General features: G+C 63.2%; 37 protein-coding genes. All 37 read right to left on the reverse strand.

Annotated elements, in window-relative coordinates; translation table 11 throughout:
* Window positions 1-12 precede the first annotated feature (12 nt).
* The 37 genes from B5527_RS14265 to B5527_RS14430 all read right to left on the reverse strand — a co-directional run bounded on the left by B5527_RS14265 (window position 13) and on the right by B5527_RS14430 (window position 17,250).
* Window positions 13-468 (reverse strand): hypothetical protein, encoded by a 456-nt coding sequence (locus B5527_RS14265; protein ID WP_079601899.1) that lies wholly within the window; start codon window positions 466-468, stop codon window positions 13-15.
* A 117-nt stretch (window positions 469-585) separates the two neighbouring features.
* Window positions 586-774 (reverse strand): hypothetical protein, encoded by a 189-nt coding sequence (locus B5527_RS14270; RefSeq protein ID WP_079601901.1) that lies wholly within the window; start codon window positions 772-774, stop codon window positions 586-588.
* Window positions 774-986: a hypothetical protein gene (locus B5527_RS14275; protein WP_079601902.1), complete on the reverse strand. Its 213-nt coding sequence runs from the start codon at window positions 984-986 to the stop codon at window positions 774-776. Before B5527_RS14275 ends, B5527_RS14270 begins: the two co-directional genes overlap by 1 nt.
* 3 nt (window positions 987-989) lie before the next feature.
* On the reverse strand, window positions 990-1,412 hold the full coding sequence (locus B5527_RS14280) for a hypothetical protein (RefSeq protein ID WP_079601904.1): 423 nt from the start codon (window positions 1,410-1,412) through the stop codon (window positions 990-992).
* The gene (locus B5527_RS14285; protein WP_079601905.1) at window positions 1,405-1,638 is read right to left on the reverse strand and encodes a hypothetical protein; all 234 of its coding nucleotides are present in this window, start codon (window positions 1,636-1,638) and stop codon (window positions 1,405-1,407) included. Before B5527_RS14285 ends, B5527_RS14280 begins: the two co-directional genes overlap by 8 nt.
* Window positions 1,639-1,682: 44 nt before the next feature.
* Window positions 1,683-2,540, reverse strand: coding sequence for a hypothetical protein (locus B5527_RS14290; protein WP_079601907.1), 858 nt, complete (start codon window positions 2,538-2,540; stop codon window positions 1,683-1,685).
* A 43-nt stretch (window positions 2,541-2,583) separates the two neighbouring features.
* Window positions 2,584-3,942, reverse strand: a complete 1,359-nt coding sequence (locus B5527_RS14295) for a DUF4942 domain-containing protein (RefSeq protein WP_079601908.1) — start codon at window positions 3,940-3,942, stop codon at window positions 2,584-2,586.
* Window positions 3,943-4,022: 80 nt separating this feature from the next.
* Entirely contained in the window at window positions 4,023-4,418 is a 396-nt protein-coding gene (locus tag B5527_RS14300; RefSeq protein ID WP_079601910.1) for a hypothetical protein, read from the reverse strand.
* 60 nt (window positions 4,419-4,478) lie between these two features.
* The gene (locus B5527_RS14305) at window positions 4,479-4,760 is read right to left on the reverse strand and encodes a hypothetical protein (protein ID WP_079601912.1); all 282 of its coding nucleotides are present in this window, start codon (window positions 4,758-4,760) and stop codon (window positions 4,479-4,481) included.
* Window positions 4,761-4,840: 80 nt separating this feature from the next.
* A complete protein-coding gene (locus B5527_RS14310; protein WP_079601913.1) occupies window positions 4,841-5,869 on the reverse strand; it encodes a hypothetical protein in 1,029 nt (342 codons plus the stop codon).
* 27 nt (window positions 5,870-5,896) lie between these two features.
* Entirely contained in the window at window positions 5,897-7,342 is a 1,446-nt protein-coding gene (locus B5527_RS14315) for a hypothetical protein (RefSeq protein WP_079601915.1), read from the reverse strand.
* 115 nt (window positions 7,343-7,457) lie between these two features.
* The gene (locus B5527_RS14320) at window positions 7,458-7,649 is read right to left on the reverse strand and encodes a hypothetical protein (protein WP_079601916.1); all 192 of its coding nucleotides are present in this window, start codon (window positions 7,647-7,649) and stop codon (window positions 7,458-7,460) included.
* Entirely contained in the window at window positions 7,646-7,945 is a 300-nt protein-coding gene (locus B5527_RS14325; RefSeq protein WP_079601918.1) for a hypothetical protein, read from the reverse strand. The genes B5527_RS14320 and B5527_RS14325 overlap by 4 nt, the downstream gene beginning before the upstream one ends.
* Window positions 7,942-8,127, reverse strand: a complete 186-nt coding sequence (locus B5527_RS14330; protein ID WP_079601920.1) for a hypothetical protein — start codon at window positions 8,125-8,127, stop codon at window positions 7,942-7,944. The genes B5527_RS14325 and B5527_RS14330 overlap by 4 nt, the downstream gene beginning before the upstream one ends.
* A complete protein-coding gene (locus tag B5527_RS14335) occupies window positions 8,124-8,366 on the reverse strand; it encodes a hypothetical protein (RefSeq protein WP_079601921.1) in 243 nt (80 codons plus the stop codon). Before B5527_RS14335 ends, B5527_RS14330 begins: the two co-directional genes overlap by 4 nt.
* Before the next feature lie 52 nt (window positions 8,367-8,418).
* Window positions 8,419-8,631: a hypothetical protein gene (locus B5527_RS14340; protein ID WP_079601923.1), complete on the reverse strand. Its 213-nt coding sequence runs from the start codon at window positions 8,629-8,631 to the stop codon at window positions 8,419-8,421.
* Between the two features lie 2 nt (window positions 8,632-8,633).
* Window positions 8,634-9,332: a hypothetical protein gene (locus B5527_RS14345; RefSeq protein ID WP_154072233.1), complete on the reverse strand. Its 699-nt coding sequence runs from the start codon at window positions 9,330-9,332 to the stop codon at window positions 8,634-8,636.
* 8 nt (window positions 9,333-9,340) lie between these two features.
* Window positions 9,341-9,529: a hypothetical protein gene (locus B5527_RS14350; RefSeq protein WP_079601927.1), complete on the reverse strand. Its 189-nt coding sequence runs from the start codon at window positions 9,527-9,529 to the stop codon at window positions 9,341-9,343.
* A gap of 50 nt (window positions 9,530-9,579) precedes the next feature.
* Window positions 9,580-9,915, reverse strand: coding sequence for a hypothetical protein (locus B5527_RS14355; RefSeq protein WP_079601929.1), 336 nt, complete (start codon window positions 9,913-9,915; stop codon window positions 9,580-9,582).
* 326 nt (window positions 9,916-10,241) lie between these two features.
* The gene (locus B5527_RS14360; protein ID WP_079601931.1) at window positions 10,242-10,439 is read right to left on the reverse strand and encodes a hypothetical protein; all 198 of its coding nucleotides are present in this window, start codon (window positions 10,437-10,439) and stop codon (window positions 10,242-10,244) included.
* Between the two features lie 52 nt (window positions 10,440-10,491).
* Complete coding sequence (locus B5527_RS43860; RefSeq protein ID WP_154072234.1) at window positions 10,492-10,656, reverse strand: hypothetical protein; 165 nt, start codon at window positions 10,654-10,656, stop codon at window positions 10,492-10,494.
* 3 nt (window positions 10,657-10,659) lie between these two features.
* Window positions 10,660-10,926 carry a hypothetical protein gene (locus B5527_RS14365; protein WP_079601933.1) on the reverse strand — a complete coding sequence of 89 codons (267 nt, stop codon included), beginning with the start codon at window positions 10,924-10,926 and terminating at the stop codon, window positions 10,660-10,662.
* A 41-nt stretch (window positions 10,927-10,967) separates the two neighbouring features.
* Window positions 10,968-11,204, reverse strand: coding sequence for a hypothetical protein (locus tag B5527_RS14370; protein WP_154072235.1), 237 nt, complete (start codon window positions 11,202-11,204; stop codon window positions 10,968-10,970).
* 5 nt (window positions 11,205-11,209) lie between these two features.
* Window positions 11,210-11,383 carry a hypothetical protein gene (locus B5527_RS43865; protein ID WP_154072236.1) on the reverse strand — a complete coding sequence of 58 codons (174 nt, stop codon included), beginning with the start codon at window positions 11,381-11,383 and terminating at the stop codon, window positions 11,210-11,212.
* A gap of 75 nt (window positions 11,384-11,458) precedes the next feature.
* The gene (locus B5527_RS14375; protein ID WP_079601936.1) at window positions 11,459-12,601 is read right to left on the reverse strand and encodes a hypothetical protein; all 1,143 of its coding nucleotides are present in this window, start codon (window positions 12,599-12,601) and stop codon (window positions 11,459-11,461) included.
* Window positions 12,602-12,696: 95 nt separating this feature from the next.
* Entirely contained in the window at window positions 12,697-12,918 is a 222-nt protein-coding gene (locus B5527_RS14380; protein ID WP_079601938.1) for a hypothetical protein, read from the reverse strand.
* The gene (locus B5527_RS14385) at window positions 12,915-13,151 is read right to left on the reverse strand and encodes a hypothetical protein (protein ID WP_079601939.1); all 237 of its coding nucleotides are present in this window, start codon (window positions 13,149-13,151) and stop codon (window positions 12,915-12,917) included. The genes B5527_RS14380 and B5527_RS14385 overlap by 4 nt, the downstream gene beginning before the upstream one ends.
* Window positions 13,152-13,225: 74 nt before the next feature.
* Window positions 13,226-13,528: a hypothetical protein gene (locus tag B5527_RS14390; protein WP_079601941.1), complete on the reverse strand. Its 303-nt coding sequence runs from the start codon at window positions 13,526-13,528 to the stop codon at window positions 13,226-13,228.
* 42 nt (window positions 13,529-13,570) lie between these two features.
* Window positions 13,571-13,921, reverse strand: a complete 351-nt coding sequence (locus B5527_RS14395; protein WP_079601943.1) for a hypothetical protein — start codon at window positions 13,919-13,921, stop codon at window positions 13,571-13,573.
* 11 nt (window positions 13,922-13,932) lie between these two features.
* Window positions 13,933-14,415 (reverse strand): hypothetical protein, encoded by a 483-nt coding sequence (locus tag B5527_RS14400; RefSeq protein WP_079601945.1) that lies wholly within the window; start codon window positions 14,413-14,415, stop codon window positions 13,933-13,935.
* A gap of 43 nt (window positions 14,416-14,458) precedes the next feature.
* On the reverse strand, window positions 14,459-14,998 hold the full coding sequence (locus tag B5527_RS14405) for a hypothetical protein (RefSeq protein ID WP_154072237.1): 540 nt from the start codon (window positions 14,996-14,998) through the stop codon (window positions 14,459-14,461).
* Window positions 14,999-15,283: 285 nt separating this feature from the next.
* Window positions 15,284-15,742 carry a hypothetical protein gene (locus B5527_RS14410; protein WP_079601948.1) on the reverse strand — a complete coding sequence of 153 codons (459 nt, stop codon included), beginning with the start codon at window positions 15,740-15,742 and terminating at the stop codon, window positions 15,284-15,286.
* Between the two features lie 155 nt (window positions 15,743-15,897).
* Entirely contained in the window at window positions 15,898-16,146 is a 249-nt protein-coding gene (locus B5527_RS14415; protein WP_079601950.1) for a hypothetical protein, read from the reverse strand.
* 3 nt (window positions 16,147-16,149) lie between these two features.
* Window positions 16,150-16,338 (reverse strand): hypothetical protein, encoded by a 189-nt coding sequence (locus B5527_RS14420; RefSeq protein ID WP_079601952.1) that lies wholly within the window; start codon window positions 16,336-16,338, stop codon window positions 16,150-16,152.
* A gap of 11 nt (window positions 16,339-16,349) precedes the next feature.
* Complete coding sequence (locus B5527_RS43870; protein WP_154072238.1) at window positions 16,350-16,511, reverse strand: hypothetical protein; 162 nt, start codon at window positions 16,509-16,511, stop codon at window positions 16,350-16,352.
* Window positions 16,512-16,578: 67 nt separating this feature from the next.
* Entirely contained in the window at window positions 16,579-16,875 is a 297-nt protein-coding gene (locus B5527_RS14425) for a hypothetical protein (RefSeq protein ID WP_154072239.1), read from the reverse strand.
* 72 nt (window positions 16,876-16,947) lie between these two features.
* Window positions 16,948-17,250 carry a hypothetical protein gene (locus tag B5527_RS14430; RefSeq protein WP_079601955.1) on the reverse strand — a complete coding sequence of 101 codons (303 nt, stop codon included), beginning with the start codon at window positions 17,248-17,250 and terminating at the stop codon, window positions 16,948-16,950.
* Window positions 17,251-17,298 lie beyond the last annotated feature (48 nt).

The following is a 17,298-nucleotide window of genomic DNA, read 5'->3' on the forward strand; positions in this document are numbered from 1 at the left end:
GTTGGGATTGTATCAGATCACTTCGACGGTGATCCGTAGTTTTTTATTGCCCGTCGCGGTACCGCCGCGGCGGAGGCCATTGTGCTCGCCGATGAATTTCTTGAGCAGCGCATGCCCCTTCTCCTCATCCCAGCTATGCAGCCGGACGAAGGTGGTCTCGGGGCCCGGAATCTCTCCGGTCAGAGACTGGCCGCCGTCCGTAGTCTCGACGGCGGGCTTGCCCTCCATCACCAGCTTCACGGTGTCCCACCCCATGACGCGGCGGGCGTTGGCGACAAGATCCTCGAACTGTTCGCGGCTGAGGAACTCGGTCGCGGACTGGTCGGCGCTGCCGATTTCCAAGACCAGTTCCGGCCTGCTCTTGCGACCGTGTCGCCTTGGCAGCGGCCCGACGGTGACGCGACGGCGGTCGCTTTCTTCCTCGCCTCTGTGTCTCCGCTCGAGAAACACGGCGTATTGTTCTGACATGGTGTTGGTCTCCTGTTTTGGTTTGGGGTTAGCGCCAGGTCCAGCCGATCGTCATCAACGAACCAACGACGAGGCCGATCAGCAGGAAGAGGAGGTCGCGTTCAAAGCGGTCGAGCATCAATTGCGCGGACCCTTCGGTAGTTTGGTGAAGCGGACGACCTTGAACTTTTCAGGGTCGCCGTCGTCCCGCGGCGTGGTGTAGAACTCGCCGTGGATGCAGTCGCGCGCCTCGCGGAGCGCGACGTATTGAGGGCAGGGCTTGTCCATGCGGACGGTGACGACGAAGGAGTGGAGTTTCTGCTTCATCACAGGTACTCGCAGGCACACGCATCGAGTTCCTCCGACTCCTCCGGAGAGATGGCGGCGCCGCACTCAGGGCATTCGTCATCGCACCCGCAGGACCACTCGTCGGTCCACGACACGTCGCAGTCGTCGCAATGGTAGGAGTTGCGGACCGCAGGCATGCAATTCGGCTCACACTCGAACTGGTGCTCGCATCCGGGTTTCTTGGTGAGCATGGTTCACTCCATCATGTCGGCGATGAACTGTATCCGCTCGGGATACATTTTATGCAGGCGAAGCAGCCGGACGATATCCGGCCGCGTGTAGAAGCCCGGCTTCACGCCGTGGCGGTTCGTCGGCACGAAAGTCGGGGCGGCGCTCGGGGTGCCGTCGACCTCCAGCTGGGTGATCCAGACGTCGCCGTCATCGTCGCCGAGTTGATCCAGGTCGCACCCCATCTGATCGGCGCGCGCCTTTCGGGCGCGAAGCAGATCGGCCTCCCACGTCTCCGGCTTGGCGTCTTGGGGCTGTTCGATCCATGCGAACAGATCGTTGACGAGTCCGGCGGCGACCTTGTCGGCACCCGCCTTGGTGGCGTGCGCGGTCATCGGTCGGCCGGGGACATGGAAGTGGTCGCCTTGAACGATAAAGACCTTAGCCATTGGACACCTCACATTCTGAATCGAGGATCGTGCAGCCATCCGGAGACACGCCGGGGTCGAACAGCATCCGCAGCGCGGCGCTGACATCGCCGTCGGGGACGATGTTGCTGGCGTCCTCGTCAGTTTCGTTTGGGTTTTCGTCGAGGTAACGCTGTCTGGCGGCGCCAATCAGCGCGACCTCGTTGTCGATCGTGACGAAGATCGACACTTCGGCAGTGGTCGTCATGTTTGGTCTCCTTGATGTTGGGCCTGCGAAGCCCGGTTGGTGGATTAGTTGGTCTCGGGGACGTACTCGCCCTTCGCTTCGGCGATCAGGCATCCGATCTCGTTGAAGAGATCGGTTTGCCATTCGGCGCTCCTGTCCTTGAAAAGAGTCTCTGCTTCCATCTTGGCGTGGATGCCATCTAGCGTCGAAAGCATCTTGCCGTTCAGTTTTTGCAGACGGGCGATCTCGGCGGCATTGCGGACGATGTTGGCGGCCTCATTGACGAGAGCGATGGACTCTCCCGACAACATCACGCCGAGCGAGCGAGCTTTCTCGGCAGCGGCCTGCACGTCCGGCTCCTTCGGCTTGTCGAACAAAGGCGCGCCGCACTGGTAGCAGTACCCGGTTTCCGTCGGTTGGTCCCACGCGAGACCCTTGGCACGGCATGACGCGCAGCACCCTTGACCGTCTCCATCCTTGATCGTGAGCGGCGGGACCTTGTCGCTCTCGAAGCGAGCAAGGTCGTCGATGACCTCGCGAAGGTATTCGCCGCTCGACTCGCGCCCGCGCAGCTCTTTGAGATTGAGCGTCGGCTCGTATCCCTGTGCAGAGGCGGAGCACTCCTCGACGTGGGTGCCTGGCTTCCAAATCTGGATGCCGGAGTCCCACTCGTATCCGGCGTCGAAGTGCAGCCAGAACGGCAGGTCGTTCTCCACACAGAAGTCGATAACTGTGGCGGGGTTGCCGCAGTTGACCTGACCTTGCAGGATCAGGCTCTCGTTCTTGTTGGCGACGTCGCGAACCTGATTTTCATCATCAGGGCCGATGGCCATTTCGGAAAAGTCATCCTCGATCGTCGCGAGTAGATCGTCGATTTTGCTGGCTGGTATCGGGCCGCCGATATGCATCGTGGTCCATGTCATCTCAGTCATGATGGTCTCCTTGTGATGGGCCTGCGAAGCCCGGTTAGCGTTTGTAGATCGTGAGGACGGTGGTGTTGATGTTCGTCCCGCTCTCGCTGAACGAGCCGACGGGGAGGTCGTCCCATCGGCCGCCATACGACGCGCTCTCGCCGAGATCATCGAGCAGCCCGTGGTCGTAGCGAGCCGTCGCCGGCAGGATCGCGATCAGCTTTCCTTCCGGTTTCAAAAACTCATAGGCGTGACGGACGTGCTTGGCGTAGTGCTTGCCGTAGAACGGTGGGTTCATCACCACCATATCGAAGTCGCCCGTCGGCACCGTCTCAAGGAAGTTCTTGAGCAGGACGGTGTGGCCCTTGGCCTTGCACTCGGCCGCACGCTTCGGATCGACCTCGATGCCGTAGGGGTTGGCGCCGGCATCGCGCAGCGCATCCATGAACCGCCCGCAGCCGCAGGACGGTTCGAGCACGCGCTGGCCCTCAAGCCGGTAGTCTCCGATCTTGTAAAGGATCTCCTTCACCACCTTCACCGGCGTCGGGTAGTATTGCAGGTCCTTAGAGACCGCCGTGCTCTGTTTTTTCTTCGGCTCGTCGTCGGCGGTGTCAGGCAGCACGTCGCCGTAGAACTCGGCGAGCGCCATGTTGATATCGCGCAACTCCTTCGGCTCGAAGAACAGGTGGCCGTTGCCATTGCCGAAGGTGCGCAGCCGGACGCCGCGCCCGACGATCGGGAACGGCTTGTCCCACGTCCGGTCGGCGGCCAGCTCGCTGTCCACGAGGAGGGCGTCCTCGTTCTTGCAGAGCGCTTCGATCTCGCGATGATCGATCAGCGGCTTGCCTTGGTAGACGGCAAGCGCGTTGAGGACGCTCTTGAGTTTGTCGCGGCCGTAGGAGCCGTAGCTGCCGACGTAGCTGAGGATGACGCGCTTCGGCAGGCCCTTGACGCCGACCTTGACCTTGTCGTGGCTTTTGTAGGCGTCGTCCAGGCCGCAGAACACTTCGGCGAGGCCGCGCAGGATGTTGCCGCGCGGATCGAGCAAGAACTTGCCGAAGGTGCCGCGGATGTTGTCGAGCGTGAACGGCGGCGGGGAGGCGATGGCTTGCTCCCATAGCCGCTTGTCGGTCGGGCTGGCGAGGCGCGCGATATCGAGCCCGCCGTAGACGTGCATCCACGCCGACTTGAGCAGTCCAGTCTCGAGGTCGCGCGCATAGACGTGACCGGTATCGATGCTGACATCGCCGAACTGACCGGCTACCGTCACTGCCATCTTGAGGTCGTTGCCGGCTTTTTCAAAAGCCTTCACCGCATCGGGGATGGCGGCCTTCTTGGCGTCGTATTCCGCAACCACGTCGGCGAGGCTGCGCTGTAGGGCGATCTCACCCTCGATTTTGACATGAGCGTTCATTGAGTTGGTCTCCTTGTGTGTGAACGTGGTGTGGGCGGCGCCTGCGAAGCGCCGCCTTGCTGGCTGGCCTGCGTGGGGAGTTACTTGCGTTCGAGGGTGCCGCGCTTCATCAAGAGCGGGGCGTACTGTCGGCAGTAGGCTTGCTTGTCGCGCCGCAGCAGATCGGCGATGGCGTCGCTGGTATGGTTCACGAACCGGGTGACCTCTGGGATCAGCAGGTTGCGGTCGTAATCTTGGTGCGTGCCCATTTTGATGGCGGCGCCGGTGGCGGCCGCAATGTCCGCGCCGATGCCGATCTGATCGGCGATCGCGTCGCCCGAACCGTTTACGGTCGTGTAGCCGTCACAAGAGACTGCGACGATCAGCGTGTTCAAGATGATGACAACGTAGCTCTGCTCCTCCGGTGACAGATCGGCCGCGCGGGCCGGTGACGTCATGACGGAGAGGGCGAGGGCGGCGGCGACGATAGATTTCATGGGTGTGGTCTCCTTGATGATGGGGAAGGGGGCGCCGCCTGCGAAGCGGCGCCCGGATTGTCAGACGTTGACGGCGTGGAAGTTGGCCGCGCCCTTCAATTTTTTGAAGCCGGGAGGGGATCGGTCGCCCTTGCCGATCCTCATTGAGACGGCAGCGCCCTTGCCGGTTGCCGTCACGTCAGCGCAGTACGCATCGAATGCCGCAGCCGCATCTGCTGCGCGTTTGATCTCGACCGTTCTCGACGGAACCGGCGCGCCGTTTCCGCTCAGCATGATTGAGACTTGCAAAGACCCGCGCTCGCTGCGCTCGGCCGGGTAACTCGACAGGATCAGTTTAGCCATGGTGGTGGTCTCCTTGATTTTGGTGGGGTGGTGGAAAGCCGCGCGGCGGTCTGCGAAACCGCCGCGCGGGTCGTTGGTGGTTACTTGCCGCCGTAGCGGCGCCGCAGGCCGAGCGAGTGCTCGACGTGCTTGACCAGCTGCTCCTCGTCGACGCCGTAGCATTCGAGGAAGTCGGCGACCTCGTCGGGGAACTCGCGAACAATGTCGCTCATGCCCATGCGCGAGGCCCGATCCAGATCAACCGTGCGGCCGGAACGGATATCGCTGAGCCAGTCACGATCATCCTTGTTCCAGTCGAGCGGGTGCGGATCGTCGGTGTCGATCAGCGGATTGCGCGATACGATCAGCAAATTGGTATCGAGGTTGATCAGCCGCTCCCGCAGGTCGAGCAGGAACTCCATGTCCAGCGTCTCCTTCGGCGAGTGGCAATGCTCCATTCCAACCGAAATGTTGGTGCATTCCGGGATCAGGTGCGTGTAGTTGGCGGTGTCGGTGAAGATTCCGCCGTCATCCAGCGTGAAGCCGCCGCCGAGCAAGCCAGCCAGCTGGGAAGCGAACAGATCGGAGCAGCATCGCCCGAACTGATGGGTGATGACCGAGGTCGTCCCCTTGCGATCAAACGCGATCGCAATCTGGATGCCTTCGAGCAGATCGTTTCGCTTGTCGGCAATGTGGCGAGAGCCGTGACCGCCGATCTCCTCCTCGCGGTGGAAGATGTAGAGGCCGGGCTTGCCGGCCAGGATCATCTCGCGCATCAGCCAGACGCCCGCGGTGCAGTCAGCACCGAGGCAGTTCGACTCGCGTTCGCTCTTGGCAAGCTTGACGAGGCCTTTGGCACAGACGACGTTCTGGATACCTGTCGTCCGGTGCACCGTGTCGGTATGGCTCGACCACATGACGTTGGTCTCGCCGATCCGGATGTAGAGGTTGCCGTAGTCATCCTGCTTTAGGCCGAGCGGGAGCAACCACTTCTTGATGAAGTTGCTCTCGGTCCTGCTGCCCGCCGGGCGGCGGTAGCTTATCATGCGCGCCAGCGCATCGAGGCCGGCGACGAGGCGAGGGGCGGGCGCCGCTGCGGGGGCGGATATGGTGGTGGTTTCGAGGTACATGGATGGTCTCCTTGATGATTGGGTGTTTCAGCGCGCTGCGAACGCGGGGGTCCAGGTCGTGATTGGCATCTCGAGTTGGTCGGGATGGTGGATGGTGGGGGACGGCTTGCGCGGCAGCGGCTCGTCGGCAGCGGCTTCCGCCGCATTGGCCTCTTCGGTGTCGAAACCTACGGTGCGGCCGTCGGGCAGATCGACGGTGGCATCGTCGGCGTACCAGTTGCCGGTGACGTCGCACTTGGTCGCATAACTACGGCGCTCATCTTCGCACCAGTTCTTGGTCCCGTTGAGGGTGATGACCTCGAAGAGATCGTCCGCCGGATAGTTCTTGCCGTTGCTGTCGCAGATGCCGCCGTCGTTTTGGAACTTCCATTCCGACCAGTAATCGCCGTCGGCCATTGACACCGCGTCGTCTTCCGGCACGCTGATGCCTTCGTCCGAGCAGAAAATGGCGTGACGCTCTTCGCAATGGCGACACCACGTCGCTTCGAATCGGCGCGAGGTATTGACGCTGCAGGTCTCGTCCTCGTCCACACGCTCCTCGCAACGGTCGCAGGAAATTCTGTTGCCGTCGGGCGGGCAGATGCCGGTCGGATCGGAGTCGGAGCAGCTGTAGCGGCCATGATGGCGGAGGATCAGGTGCGTTTTCCCGACGTCGAAATCGCCGACGGAGTCGACGTAGGGGCAAACCCAGCCGCCGCCTTCCTCAATCTTGAGCAGGCGCGCGCCTTCGAGGTCGCCTTCCTTGTAGCCGAGGGCTTTCAGAAGGGGCTTTAACCGCGCTTCGTCGCCATAGAAACGGGTGAAGATCTTCTTGGCCGGCCAGACGACGCTGCGGGCGGTGATGCGCTTGTCGAAGTGCGATGCGTCGTCCCGCTCAAGGTAGGCAACAGCCAGGTCGCCGGCCGCGTAGACCCGAACCGGGTGGATGCTGCTTTCGTAATCCTCCGCATCGTGCGACATGCAGCTATCCGGACCGTCGAGGTAGACCCGTTCGATCTCGTCTTCGGTGTCGGCGAACCGAACCTCGTTGCTTTCGGTTTCGGCGGCCAGTTCGGTTGCCAGCCGCGCGATCACGTCGTCGGACAGTACGTCATCGAAGAATCGTTTCAGGTAGGCGCCAGCGCGCATGCGGGTCTGGCGATCTGCCGCGCCCTTCTCCGCGTCCTCGGTGAAGGCGACATAGCCGCCCTTTTCCATTGACAGGTGCAGGAAGTGTTCGCTGTTGTAACGCTCGCGGAACCAGACCGCGTTGGTCCACGGCACCGGCAGGTAGGTGCCATCTTCCATGCGCCCACGTTCTCGCTCGCGCCATTCGGAGCCGTCGACGATGGGGCGGGGCTGGTGCTTCTGCCCGGTTTCGGTGGTGAGGCTGACGGCCGCGACGGCCGCCATCTCTCCCGTGGGCCAGCGAGTCGGGCCCTCGATCGATCCGACGAATTGCTTGGTGACGATGTTCAGAACCTGGAAGTGCATAGGTTGGTCTCCTTGAAGTGCCGCCCTGCGAAGGCGGCGTTGGGTTTCAGACATGCAGCATCCGTCCGCGGCGCCTGCGAAGCGCCGCGGTCGGCAGGTCTTGAGTTGTCGGGGCTCAGGTCAGCGGGGGAGTGTGCCTAACCGCATCACGCGCCGCCAAAAAGCAGAGCACGAAGGCGACCCACGAGCCGTCCCATATGAACAAGCCGGCAGCGACCGCCGACCAGCACCAGTTCGATATGCGCGCCGGCATCAGGGTGAGGATGAACAGCGTGAGCAGCCACACCACCCAGAGAGGTCCATTCACTGGCCGCCCTCCGTCTCGACGTCGATGGCGTTGCGCCCGCTGACGCGGACGGTCGTGACCGGCGTGTAGGTGGTGTTGGCGCGGATGAACTGCGGTGACAGTTTCGCCCGCGCCTTTTTCATGTTGAGGTTGGCGCGCTCGCTCTCGCTCACGGTGACGCGGTAGAAGGTGCCTTCGTAGGCGCCTTCACCCTGCGCCACGATCTGCTCATGCAGCGGCTTGAGTTTGGTCTCCAGTTCCGCGATCTGGGCCTTGAGCAGGCCGTAGTCGTCGATCAGGGGCCCGATGTTGCTCATTGCGGCGCCTCCTGATCGGATAGCACCGCGAAGGAGTGGATCTTCGGATCGCCGTACTCGTCGAGGATGCCGATTGTGCTGGTAGCCGTCTCGATCAGCGTGTCGAGAGCATCGCACAGCGACTCCGCGTCGGTGATGCTATCATCGTAGCGCACCGACAGTTTTAGCTCCGCGATCCTCATGGCACCACCACGACCTGACCGGCTTGCGTCACGCCGCCGAACCTCTCGACCAGCAGAGCGAAAGCGCCGGCCGCGAACTCCAGACCGGAGAAGCTATCGAACATCGCGACCTCGCCGGGGGCGTCGATGACGACGGCGAACGAGGTGTTGACCGACATGGGTTGGACGATCGTCTGCCGTTCGATCAGGCGCACCGTCACCCCGTCCTCGGGGCCGGTGTATCGGTAGAGTGTCTTCATGGTTGTTGGTCTCCTTGGTTGCCCCGCTGCGAACGGGGGTTGGGTGAAAGTGTTACCACCGCCATTCGGTCGGCAGTGCTTGATAGCGCTTGTCGAGAATCTCCTCGGCGTACAGCGCCAGCTTGATCTTCCCGCTGGAACGCAAGTCCATCGCGTGGGCCTTTTGCGAGGCATAGCGAGAGAGCGCCAGCAGATGCTTGGCCAGCTCGCGCAACTCACTCTGATCCAAGCAGTCGAGGTTTGGGACGTTGATCGTGTCGGCCATGCTCACCCCCACTGCGCTGCCATCGCTGTCGCGACTTTCGGAAAGAACTTGCTACGCTCCTTCCAGCGCGCGGGGCCGGGCGCCGCCTTGTGGACGCGGTCCTCGGGCTTTGCGCCCTTGGGCAGCTTGAGCGCGATCCGGCATTGCTCCCACGTCTCGAAGGTCGGGATGAGCGGCTTCATGTCGTCCCCGACGATCCAGAAGCAGGTGCGCTTGGTTTCTGGGTCGCCGAACATCCACGGCTGGATCGATTGCGCCGGCTCGCGATAGTTCTTGATCTTGGCCTTGCCGTAGCCGTGCATCACCGGGTTCTCCAGAACCTTGCGGGGGATCTTCGCGTTCAGGAGCGTCGAGAACAGCGCAGCGCCCTGATCCAGCTTCATCCACATGAACTCCAGGCGCTCCCTGCGGTTCATGCGAGCGTAGGCCGCGATCTCCCTCGCCGTGTAGTGCTCCGCGGTGAGTTTGCCCGGAGGCTCTTTCAACCAGCGGACGCCGCTGTTGCATAGCCGGGTACACGGCGGATGCGCGACCATCAGGAAGTCCCAATCGTCGTCGAGGACGTCGCGGACGTCGCCCTGAATGTGTTTGTTGTTGCGGTCGGCCGCCGGCAGCAGGTCGCATGACCATGCGTCGTGACCTCGTGCGGCGAACGCGCGCCGCACCACGCCTGAGAACTCGCAGGCGACGAGGACTTTCATCGACTTCCTCATCGCGAGGACTCCCCCAGCCACACGACAGGGAAGCCGTCGGCCTCGGCAGCGTCTTGGAGCGCGTCGAGGAAATTTATCAGCCCGTCGACGGCGGGGTTGCCGTCAATCCGTAGCAACGCGAGCTTCTGCTGTGCCAGCAAAGCCCAGTCGGTCTTTGCCAGCACGTCATGTATCTTGGTCGTCATGATTTGGTCTCCTTGATTGAAACGGCTCTGCGAAAGCCGGGTGGGTTGGATCAGGCCTTGTCGGCGATGACGATGGTGCCCTTGGAGTAGGACACCTCGACATGGGTGCCGGTGAAGGTCGCAGCGACCTTGGCGCCGGTGATATCGATGATCGGCTTCTCACCCTTGCCGCTGACGGTGCCGCGCTCGGACACGCCGTGCTTCGCGAACATGGTCTCGGAGCAGACGATGATCGTGAGCACTCCCTTGTGCCACATGCGGGTGAAGCGCGTGCCCACGGTGAAGCCGTGGTCGACGAGGCGCTTGCCCTCGATCCAGATGCGGGTGCGCTCGCCGGCGCGGGTGGTGCCGAGCTTAGTGGTGAAGCTGACGGTCGGGCGTGACATGGTTGGTCTCCTTGGTTGAGGTCTGCGAAGGCTTGTTGTGATATTTTAGCTCTCGGTGCCGCATGCAGATGCGACACTCCTTGGTTCCGTCGGGGCGGTGATAGGTATTGGCCTTGGTGCGCGGGTGGCCGTTGCGGCACTGCTTCTGCGCAGGCGTCTCCCGCTCCCGCTTGGCGTGATATCGAAGCGCGCAGCAGAGGCGACAGACGTTCGAGCCTCGCGCGTCGATAAAGCTGGATTTGGCGTTTCGCGGGTGTCCACGCTTGCAGGCCGCGTCCAGCCTCGGGGCGCCGCGCGGGCGCCCCGTCGGTTTGTATTTGCCGCTCCTACCCATTGCCTGCCATCATCCAGCCCGCGACGGCGAAGCTGAGGATGACGGTCGCGCCGACCGCCAGTTCGATATGCGATGGGAATTTCGGGGCGACGTACTCGGCGACGGGGTGGCCATAGTCGTCGATGGCAGCGGCCGCGACAGCGAGCGCGCAGGCCAGCAGGATCGCGACAACGGTGATGAAGTGCAGCATGGGTGTGGTCTCCTTGGTTGAAATCCGTCTGCGAAACGGGCGAGGGTGAATATCAGCCGACCATCAGAATGATCGGCTTGCGGGTGATGGCGAAGCTGAGCGAGTAGAGTTCGGCTTCGCTGTAGCGCCAGAACTTGCGCGTGGTGGCGAACACATAATGCGTTCCGGAATCATCGCCCCGGAACAGCACCTTGTAGTAGGGCTTTGGCTTTGCCACCGCTCACAACTCCCACTCGCCGCCTTCGTCACCTTCGTCGATGACCTTCGGGCACTTCTGGCCTTTGCGCTTCGGCTTGAAGTTGGCGCACAGGCCGCCAAAGCCGGGCTGGTAGTCAGCATCGGGGCCCAATGCGATCTTCAGGTGGTCGGCCAGCGCGCGGGCCAGCTCGTTCGCCAGCACCTCGAACTGGTCCACGTAGCGCTGCCTGCCGGGCAGCTTGCTGTTCGTTGCTGCGTCCAGCATGTTGTTGATGTCGAGTACCTTCATGATTGGTCTCCTTGATTGAGCCGTCTGCGAAACGGCGGTGGTTAGTGGGCGTGGACGAAGTTCTCTTTGCTCCAGCGCACGAAGTGACGCTCCTCGCGTCGCTCCATCGCGCGCCGGGCTTCCTTGAATGGGCAGTGCGGCACCGTGCCGTGGACGCGCCACGGCTCTGCCATCTCCTGCGGGGTACGGTTGGTCTGGCGCCACTCTGCAAACAGTTGCGCAACCGCCGAGTGGGGCCGCCACGAGCGGCGGATGTGTCGCATTTCTGAGAACCGCATGGCGTTCACTCCGCTGCTTGCTGCATCGTGGGCGCGCGGGCGGCAATGATCCGCTCGGCGTCCTTTCGCTGCTGCCATGAAAGCGAAAGGCCCGCGTGGTAGCGGGCCACGATCTCGTCGTTGGTGAACTCGATCAGGTCGAGGTCTGCGAAGTGCGCGTTGTATCTTGCGCTTTGCATCGATGGTCTCCTTGGTTGGATGGAAACGAGGACGCGCTCGCTGCGAACGAGCGCGCCCCGTCGGTGGCGGGTTAATCAGATGTGGCAGTCGACGACGGCGAGGCAGGTATCGTCCGGCAGGCCGTCGATCAGGTCAGAGAACTGCTGGTCCCATGTGTCAGCGTCCTTCTCGTCGGAGACGCAGCCCCACCAGCCCATCGAGCCGCGCTCGTACCACTGACCGTCCTTGACGACGGCGAAGGTCTGCAACGCGCGGCGTCGCGCCCGGAGGGCAACGTCCTCCGGCGACATGCGGAACATCTTGAGGTCAGCATCGCTGTCGAAGAACGAGAGCATCTCGGCGGCCTTGAGGTCGACGATCACCGGCTGCGAGTGGAAGGCCTTGCGCACAGGTTCCCATCGATCGCCGCCGGCGGTGACGACGGCGTTATCCGTCGGCATCGCCTCGAAGCGGGCGCGAACCTCCTCCCACGTCTCGAACGGGCGACCGGCAATGATCGCTGCCGCCTTGGCGTGGGTTTCCAGTGTGGACTTCTCGGCCTCGTCGCGCATGGCGTCGAAGTCGATCTGGCGCTTGCGGGCGACGTCGCAGTAGCCGACCCGTTCCGGCTCGTTCTTGTTCGTCCATGAGCGTTCGCCCATCTGGACGCCGTCGATCAGCGCCTTGGTGCTGTCGGGGATCGGAAGGCGTCGCTCGGTCAGGACCTGGACGTGACGCATGGCCTCGCAGACGTCGCCGCGCAGGCGGATCATGTCGCTCCACCGGCCGCCGATCTGCCACCAGTCCCATTTCTTTTTCGGGTTGGTCTTGTTGAAGAACCGGTCATCCCGCTCGAATGCGCCGAAATAGTCCGTGGCGCACTCGGCCATGGTCTTGTAGCCGACGCCGTGCTTGCGCGCTTCATCAGCCGCCATCTCCTGCTCGACCGCGCCGGCCGGAAGTTCGAACTCCTTGCGGGTGTCCCAGCTTGCCTTCTTCTCCGGCTCCTTCGTATAGAACCGCTGATCGTACCGACTGTGGACGCTGCCGTCCGCCAGCACGACGACCTGCCTCGGTTTGTTGAACTCCTCCTTGACCTCGTCGGTGACGTCGACGTCGATGACGTATTGGTCATCGGTGCCGGTGCACTCGTACTCGTGCCACGGCTGGAGGATCGGGGTGAGGGTTTCCCGATCGAGCGCCTTGTCCGAGATAACGAGAACGGTGAAGTGACTCATAGTGGTGGTCTCCTTGGTCGATTGAGGACTGCGATCCTCGTGGCGCGATGCGGAAGTGCATCGTGGAGCGCCGCGTGCGGCGCTCGTCGATGAACTCAAGCATGGTAGGAGGTGAAGCAGGTCTTGCTGCAGAACAGTCCGGGGTGGGTGAACTTGCGGCCGCCGTCGGTCTCGGTGGAGTACCGAAACATGGTGTTCTTGTCGGCGGTCTTGCCGCGATACGATCCGCACCAGTCGCAGGAGTGCGCTGGAGCGAGGACGCTTTCGCGGTGAAGTTCTTGCCGCGCGAAGGGATCGCGGGAGATCAGGCGGGTCATTGGCCCCTCCCTTCGCGATTGAGGCGGGCGACCTCGCGGCGGTAAACGGAGATGCCGGACTCGGGCATCGACAGCTTCGCGCCGCTCGGCGTCGGCAGGTATCCGACATAGCCGCGCATGTTGAACCAAAGCTGGTCCACGATCTTGCCGTTGAGGATCACGTCGTAGCGCTTCGTGGTCTCCAGCATCTGGCAACCGCGGCGCGTCTCTTTCAGTTCAAGCTTGAATGGCATGGTTGGTCTCCTTGGTTTGAAAACGAAAGAGCGCGCTCGCTGCGAACGGCGCGCCCGTCGGGGATGGGTTGGTTTCAGCTATGGGTGTAGCCGTCGGGCTCGATGCCGAGCCACATGCCCCATCGGTGGATCATGATGCAGCCGTAGCCGCCGTGCACGGTCTTGCGGAAATTCCGGTACTGGATCGACGGCACCTTGACGACGCGATGGGGATTGCGGACCGCGAAGTCAGCGAACTTTTCGGCGTCGTAAGGGTGGCCCTCGAAGTGGCGACGATCTTGCTCCTGCAGCCGGATCGTCGGTGTCAGCCAGCTTGGGAAGTCGCGGAGGAAGATTCGGAACAGCGCCTCGCGCTGCGCTCGGGTGGTGACGATCATGGTGGTGGTCTCCTTGAATGCCGTCTGCGAAACGGCGGTGGGTTAGTGGTTGATGGTCTCGGAAGCGTCCAGCACTTCCAGCACCTTGGCGGCGCCGATCTGGTCGATCTTGGTGGCGACGAGCATCTCGGCCGCCTCGCGGTCGGTCAGCTTGGCGTGATGGCCTTTCGCCACCATGTAGCGGACCTTCACGTCATTGAGCCGGCCGAACACCATGCCGGAGGCATAGTGCGTGAGGGTGTCGGCCTCCTTGCCGAGACGGCTTTGCTGCAACACGAACTTGACCTTGCGGTCGCCGATCGTGAGCCATGCGACGCGCCCGGTGCGTTCGGACAGCGTGATCTTATGGCCCCGGGGGCGTTTCCCCGGCACCTTGAAGGTGATGGTTGGCATGGTGCATTCCCTCAAAAGCCGCTGGCGAGTTGATGGGCTTCGGCGTCGGTCTTGCCGTCAAGTTTGTGCTTGGCGTAGGAGCGTTGCCATTTGACCCAGCTGCGGAGTTCGGCCGCCTCCGCCTCCTTGCAAGCAGACGCGAACACGAACAGCTCGTCGTCACGGCGCGGCTCCCACGCGCTTTGCGCGGCGAACATGCGGACCTTGGAGATCGCATCGCTCATGGTCATTGGCCTGGAGCCGAGCCCGTTCATCCACAGCGTCTTGCCGTGATGCTCGGTCGCCTTGCCGGGCTCGATGATCTGGTAGCACCACTCGCCGACCGGGCTCGCGGCCACGATCAGGGTGAGGCCCCATCGGAACTCGATGTGCGGCGCCTGCGCATTGCACAGGAAGTCGATCTTGTTCGAGAGGTCGAGTTTGGCCTCGTTCTTGTTCGGGCCTTCGCCGACGACGCAGCCGCGGCTTGTTGTGACGGTCTTGGGTTTACGCATGGTGGTCTCCTTGTGATGCGCTCGCTGCGAACGAGCGCGGGTTTCAGATGATCGAGCCGTAGCCTTTGCAGTCCGGACACTTGTCCCAGACCGGCGTGATGCCGTCGTCGCCTTTGCAGGTCTCGATGCCGTTGGATGCGACGTTGCCGAAATGCGTGGCGCAGGTCGGGCAGCCGTGGGTGTCGTTCCAGATCGTGGTCGCCTCGTCCTCGACGGCGATCAGCGCCGCGCCGTAAGCTTCGGCAGCCTGCTTGGGCGTCTCGAACTTTTCGTCGAGCAGGTCGATGACGTGGGTGGTAGTGGTCTGATCGACGCCTTCGACGATCGACGTCACTGACAGGGCGGTGAAGAAAGATCCTTCGACGGACAAATCCTCGCCCCACACCCAGCTGCCGGGGTTATCCTCACCGGCATAGAGCAGCGCGCCGACCGACGCGCCGCAGTCGGTGTACTTGTAGGCTTTGCGGGCGAGCTGCCCGACGTTGTCGGCGTCGTTCGCCTCAAGGATGGCGCGAAGGTTCTCTTGCGCGGCTTGCCCCATGGCTTTGAGCTCTTCGCCGCGTTCGTATTCGATTTCGTTCATGGTGGACTCCTTGGTTTGCCGATTGACGGCGGGCATGGGTGAATGAACCCGGGGCAGGCCCCCGGGGGCGGGGCAATAGAACCGGGGCAGGCCCGGGGGCAGGCCTAGAACCCGGGCAGGGAATAGAGGCCCGGGGGCAGGCCCGGGCAGGGGCAGGGAATAGAGGCCCGGGCAGGGGCAGGGGCCTAGGAACCGGGGCAGGGGCAGGCCCCTAGGCCCGGGCAGGCCCCTAGGCCATAGGCCCGGGCAGGCCCGGGGGGCAGGAATAGGGCCGAAACGGCCCTATTAGAACCCAAGCCCGAAACCAAACGAGGAGCGCCGCATAGCCCCTTGCGCGCGGCGACTCGAGATGCGGTCGCGGATCGATCCGGCGTCGGCGAGGCCGCGCTCATGCAAATCGGTCAGCGTCTTGAGCGCGTCGGCGCGCGCCCGGGTGACGTAGACGGTCAGGGTCCGCTTGACGTGCGGCCCGAGTCCGACGGTCACGACCTGGCCCTCGGCGTTCACGCCATAGGTCCGCGCCTGCGCTCCCGTCCGGTGGCGGCTGCCGGGGTTGCGAATGTGCAGCGTGGTGACGACCCATCCGAAGCGCTCGGTCTCGTACAGGGTCAGGGTGTGCAGCACGTCGAACGGCTGCGGCTTGCGCCAGTCGTATTTCTTGGGGTGCTTCGGATATGCGGTGTCGGTCTCCTTGAGGCCGAAGGGCAGGGCGGGCTTGGTCGGCTTGCCGGTGGGGAACTTCATGGGTGGTCTCCTTGCGATGAATGTTGAAATGGAAGGCGCGCCCCGCTGCGAACGGGGCGCGCGCTGTCAGTCTCTCCGTGTGCCCAACGTCACCATTGGGCATTCGCTCAGCGTAGTTCTGAGGCGCGGTCTCCTGTAGAGAGGCTGAAAGGTTGTCAGCGCGGATCGTAGAGCGGCTTGCTGTTGGGCTTCCACTCGGCGCCCGGCCAGACGCGGCCGTTGTAACTGACGTGGGCAATGATCTTGCCGGCGTCGTCGATGATCGTGCCGCCGGTGAACGGCGCGAGACTCGAGCCGCAACCGGCGCCGAGGTCTCCGGTGTCGATGAAGCGACGCACCCTCTCGGATGCGTCGGCGTAGCTGGCGACCTTGACGGCGCGACTGCGGGTGAGATGAACTCGCATCGGTCAGCCCTCCATCCCGCAAGCGCGGTAGAAGAGGCTGGGCTTGAATTTGCCATTTGCGACGGCGCATTCGATTGCGAAGCGGCGCACGGTGTCGCGCCACTGGTCGAGTTGCTTCCGATCTTGCGTGTTGGGCTTGCCCTGCTTCAGCACGGCGGCGATGAACTGGAAGTGAGATTGGCTGATGGACATGCTCGCCTCCCTCACTGCACGTTGACGCGAGGATGATCGGCGAGGCCGCGCCGCGTCAGGAACTCCTGATCGACAACGTAGCGGGTGTAGGGCTGCGGGCGATCTTCGACGTATTCGCGGAAGCGGCGGAGTTCATCTTGGCGGATCAGCTTGAGGATTTGCTTGCGTGACATGGTGGTCTCCTTTGGTTGGGGCCGCTGCGAACGGCCGGTGAAAAACAGGTGATGGGTTTGGTCGGGATCAGGCGGAGAACACGACGGTTTCGCCGTCGATGGTGTGTGGCACCTTGCGGGTGACGAGTGCGGTGGCTGCGTCCAGCGGGAGCTTCCACGTCGCTGCGACGACGTTGGCGAGGTTCTTGCGATCCTTCGGGAAGCTGGCGCCGTTGATCGCCCAAGCGATCAGGCCGGGAGCGTAGACGAACGGCGACGATTGGAGGCGATAGGTCTTGGTGGCGGGGTAGCTCTGGATGAAGGTCTTGGCGGCGCGCTTGCTGCGGGTGTCGGCGAGGACAGCGGAAATTGCAGTCTTGGACATGGTGGTCTCCTTGGACTGATGCGGAAGTGCATCGTGACGCGGCGACATGCGCCGCGCTGCGATGGGCTCCGATCAGTCGCGTACCGGCCAGCCGCGCTCGGCGGCGAGCTTCTTGGCTTGGTCGATGACATCCATCGAGGGCAGGCGTCCTTCGAGGCATACGCAGAGCGCGACGCCGGCAGCCGGCGTATGCAGGTGGCCGCGCTCTTTCGTGACGGCGACGGGCCGTGTGTCGGCGATGCCGACAACCTTCTCCTTCTCGATCACGAGAATGTCCCCGGTCTCGACCGGGTACTCGCCGTCGAAGGCGAAGTGAATGCCGGTCTGACAGGCATCGTAGGCGTCGCCGCTGGTGGGGAATGTGTGGGTGCTCATGGTGACGGTCTCCTTGGGTTGACGTTCTGCGAAAACGATGGGTGAGGG

The organism is Bradyrhizobium erythrophlei, from assembly GCF_900129425.1.
GTDB classification, from domain to species: Bacteria; Pseudomonadota; Alphaproteobacteria; order Rhizobiales; family Xanthobacteraceae; genus Bradyrhizobium; species Bradyrhizobium erythrophlei_C.

Coding starts and splice junctions, on each gene's coding strand:
- B5527_RS14265 (WP_079601899.1), bottom strand. CDS start 468: ATGTCAGAACAATACGCCGTGTTTCTCGAGCGGAGACACAGAGGCGAG.
- B5527_RS14270 (WP_079601901.1), bottom strand. CDS start 774: ATGAAGCAGAAACTCCACTCCTTCGTCGTCACCGTCCGCATGGACAAG.
- B5527_RS14275 (WP_079601902.1), bottom strand. CDS start 986: ATGCTCACCAAGAAACCCGGATGCGAGCACCAGTTCGAGTGTGAGCCG.
- B5527_RS14280 (WP_079601904.1), bottom strand. CDS start 1,412: ATGGCTAAGGTCTTTATCGTTCAAGGCGACCACTTCCATGTCCCCGGC.
- B5527_RS14285 (WP_079601905.1), bottom strand. CDS start 1,638: ATGACGACCACTGCCGAAGTGTCGATCTTCGTCACGATCGACAACGAG.
- B5527_RS14290 (WP_079601907.1), bottom strand. CDS start 2,540: ATGACATGGACCACGATGCATATCGGCGGCCCGATACCAGCCAGCAAA.
- B5527_RS14295 (WP_079601908.1), bottom strand. CDS start 3,942: ATGAACGCTCATGTCAAAATCGAGGGTGAGATCGCCCTACAGCGCAGC.
- B5527_RS14300 (WP_079601910.1), bottom strand. CDS start 4,418: ATGAAATCTATCGTCGCCGCCGCCCTCGCCCTCTCCGTCATGACGTCA.
- B5527_RS14305 (WP_079601912.1), bottom strand. CDS start 4,760: ATGGCTAAACTGATCCTGTCGAGTTACCCGGCCGAGCGCAGCGAGCGC.
- B5527_RS14310 (WP_079601913.1), bottom strand. CDS start 5,869: ATGTACCTCGAAACCACCACCATATCCGCCCCCGCAGCGGCGCCCGCC.
- B5527_RS14315 (WP_079601915.1), bottom strand. CDS start 7,342: ATGCACTTCCAGGTTCTGAACATCGTCACCAAGCAATTCGTCGGATCG.
- B5527_RS14325 (WP_079601918.1), bottom strand. CDS start 7,945: ATGAGCAACATCGGGCCCCTGATCGACGACTACGGCCTGCTCAAGGCC.
- B5527_RS14330 (WP_079601920.1), bottom strand. CDS start 8,127: ATGAGGATCGCGGAGCTAAAACTGTCGGTGCGCTACGATGATAGCATC.
- B5527_RS14335 (WP_079601921.1), bottom strand. CDS start 8,366: ATGAAGACACTCTACCGATACACCGGCCCCGAGGACGGGGTGACGGTG.
- B5527_RS14340 (WP_079601923.1), bottom strand. CDS start 8,631: ATGGCCGACACGATCAACGTCCCAAACCTCGACTGCTTGGATCAGAGT.
- B5527_RS14345 (WP_154072233.1), bottom strand. CDS start 9,332: ATGAAAGTCCTCGTCGCCTGCGAGTTCTCAGGCGTGGTGCGGCGCGCG.
- B5527_RS14350 (WP_079601927.1), bottom strand. CDS start 9,529: ATGACGACCAAGATACATGACGTGCTGGCAAAGACCGACTGGGCTTTG.
- B5527_RS14355 (WP_079601929.1), bottom strand. CDS start 9,915: ATGTCACGCCCGACCGTCAGCTTCACCACTAAGCTCGGCACCACCCGC.
- B5527_RS14360 (WP_079601931.1), bottom strand. CDS start 10,439: ATGCTGCACTTCATCACCGTTGTCGCGATCCTGCTGGCCTGCGCGCTC.
- B5527_RS14365 (WP_079601933.1), bottom strand. CDS start 10,926: ATGAAGGTACTCGACATCAACAACATGCTGGACGCAGCAACGAACAGC.
- B5527_RS14370 (WP_154072235.1), bottom strand. CDS start 11,204: ATGCGGTTCTCAGAAATGCGACACATCCGCCGCTCGTGGCGGCCCCAC.
- B5527_RS43865 (WP_154072236.1), bottom strand. CDS start 11,383: ATGCAAAGCGCAAGATACAACGCGCACTTCGCAGACCTCGACCTGATC.
- B5527_RS14375 (WP_079601936.1), bottom strand. CDS start 12,601: ATGAGTCACTTCACCGTTCTCGTTATCTCGGACAAGGCGCTCGATCGG.
- B5527_RS14380 (WP_079601938.1), bottom strand. CDS start 12,918: ATGACCCGCCTGATCTCCCGCGATCCCTTCGCGCGGCAAGAACTTCAC.
- B5527_RS14385 (WP_079601939.1), bottom strand. CDS start 13,151: ATGCCATTCAAGCTTGAACTGAAAGAGACGCGCCGCGGTTGCCAGATG.
- B5527_RS14390 (WP_079601941.1), bottom strand. CDS start 13,528: ATGATCGTCACCACCCGAGCGCAGCGCGAGGCGCTGTTCCGAATCTTC.
- B5527_RS14395 (WP_079601943.1), bottom strand. CDS start 13,921: ATGCCAACCATCACCTTCAAGGTGCCGGGGAAACGCCCCCGGGGCCAT.
- B5527_RS14400 (WP_079601945.1), bottom strand. CDS start 14,415: ATGCGTAAACCCAAGACCGTCACAACAAGCCGCGGCTGCGTCGTCGGC.
- B5527_RS14405 (WP_154072237.1), bottom strand. CDS start 14,998: ATGAACGAAATCGAATACGAACGCGGCGAAGAGCTCAAAGCCATGGGG.
- B5527_RS14410 (WP_079601948.1), bottom strand. CDS start 15,742: ATGAAGTTCCCCACCGGCAAGCCGACCAAGCCCGCCCTGCCCTTCGGC.
- B5527_RS14415 (WP_079601950.1), bottom strand. CDS start 16,146: ATGCGAGTTCATCTCACCCGCAGTCGCGCCGTCAAGGTCGCCAGCTAC.
- B5527_RS14420 (WP_079601952.1), bottom strand. CDS start 16,338: ATGTCCATCAGCCAATCTCACTTCCAGTTCATCGCCGCCGTGCTGAAG.
- B5527_RS43870 (WP_154072238.1), bottom strand. CDS start 16,511: ATGTCACGCAAGCAAATCCTCAAGCTGATCCGCCAAGATGAACTCCGC.
- B5527_RS14425 (WP_154072239.1), bottom strand. CDS start 16,875: ATGTCCAAGACTGCAATTTCCGCTGTCCTCGCCGACACCCGCAGCAAG.
- B5527_RS14430 (WP_079601955.1), bottom strand. CDS start 17,250: ATGAGCACCCACACATTCCCCACCAGCGGCGACGCCTACGATGCCTGT.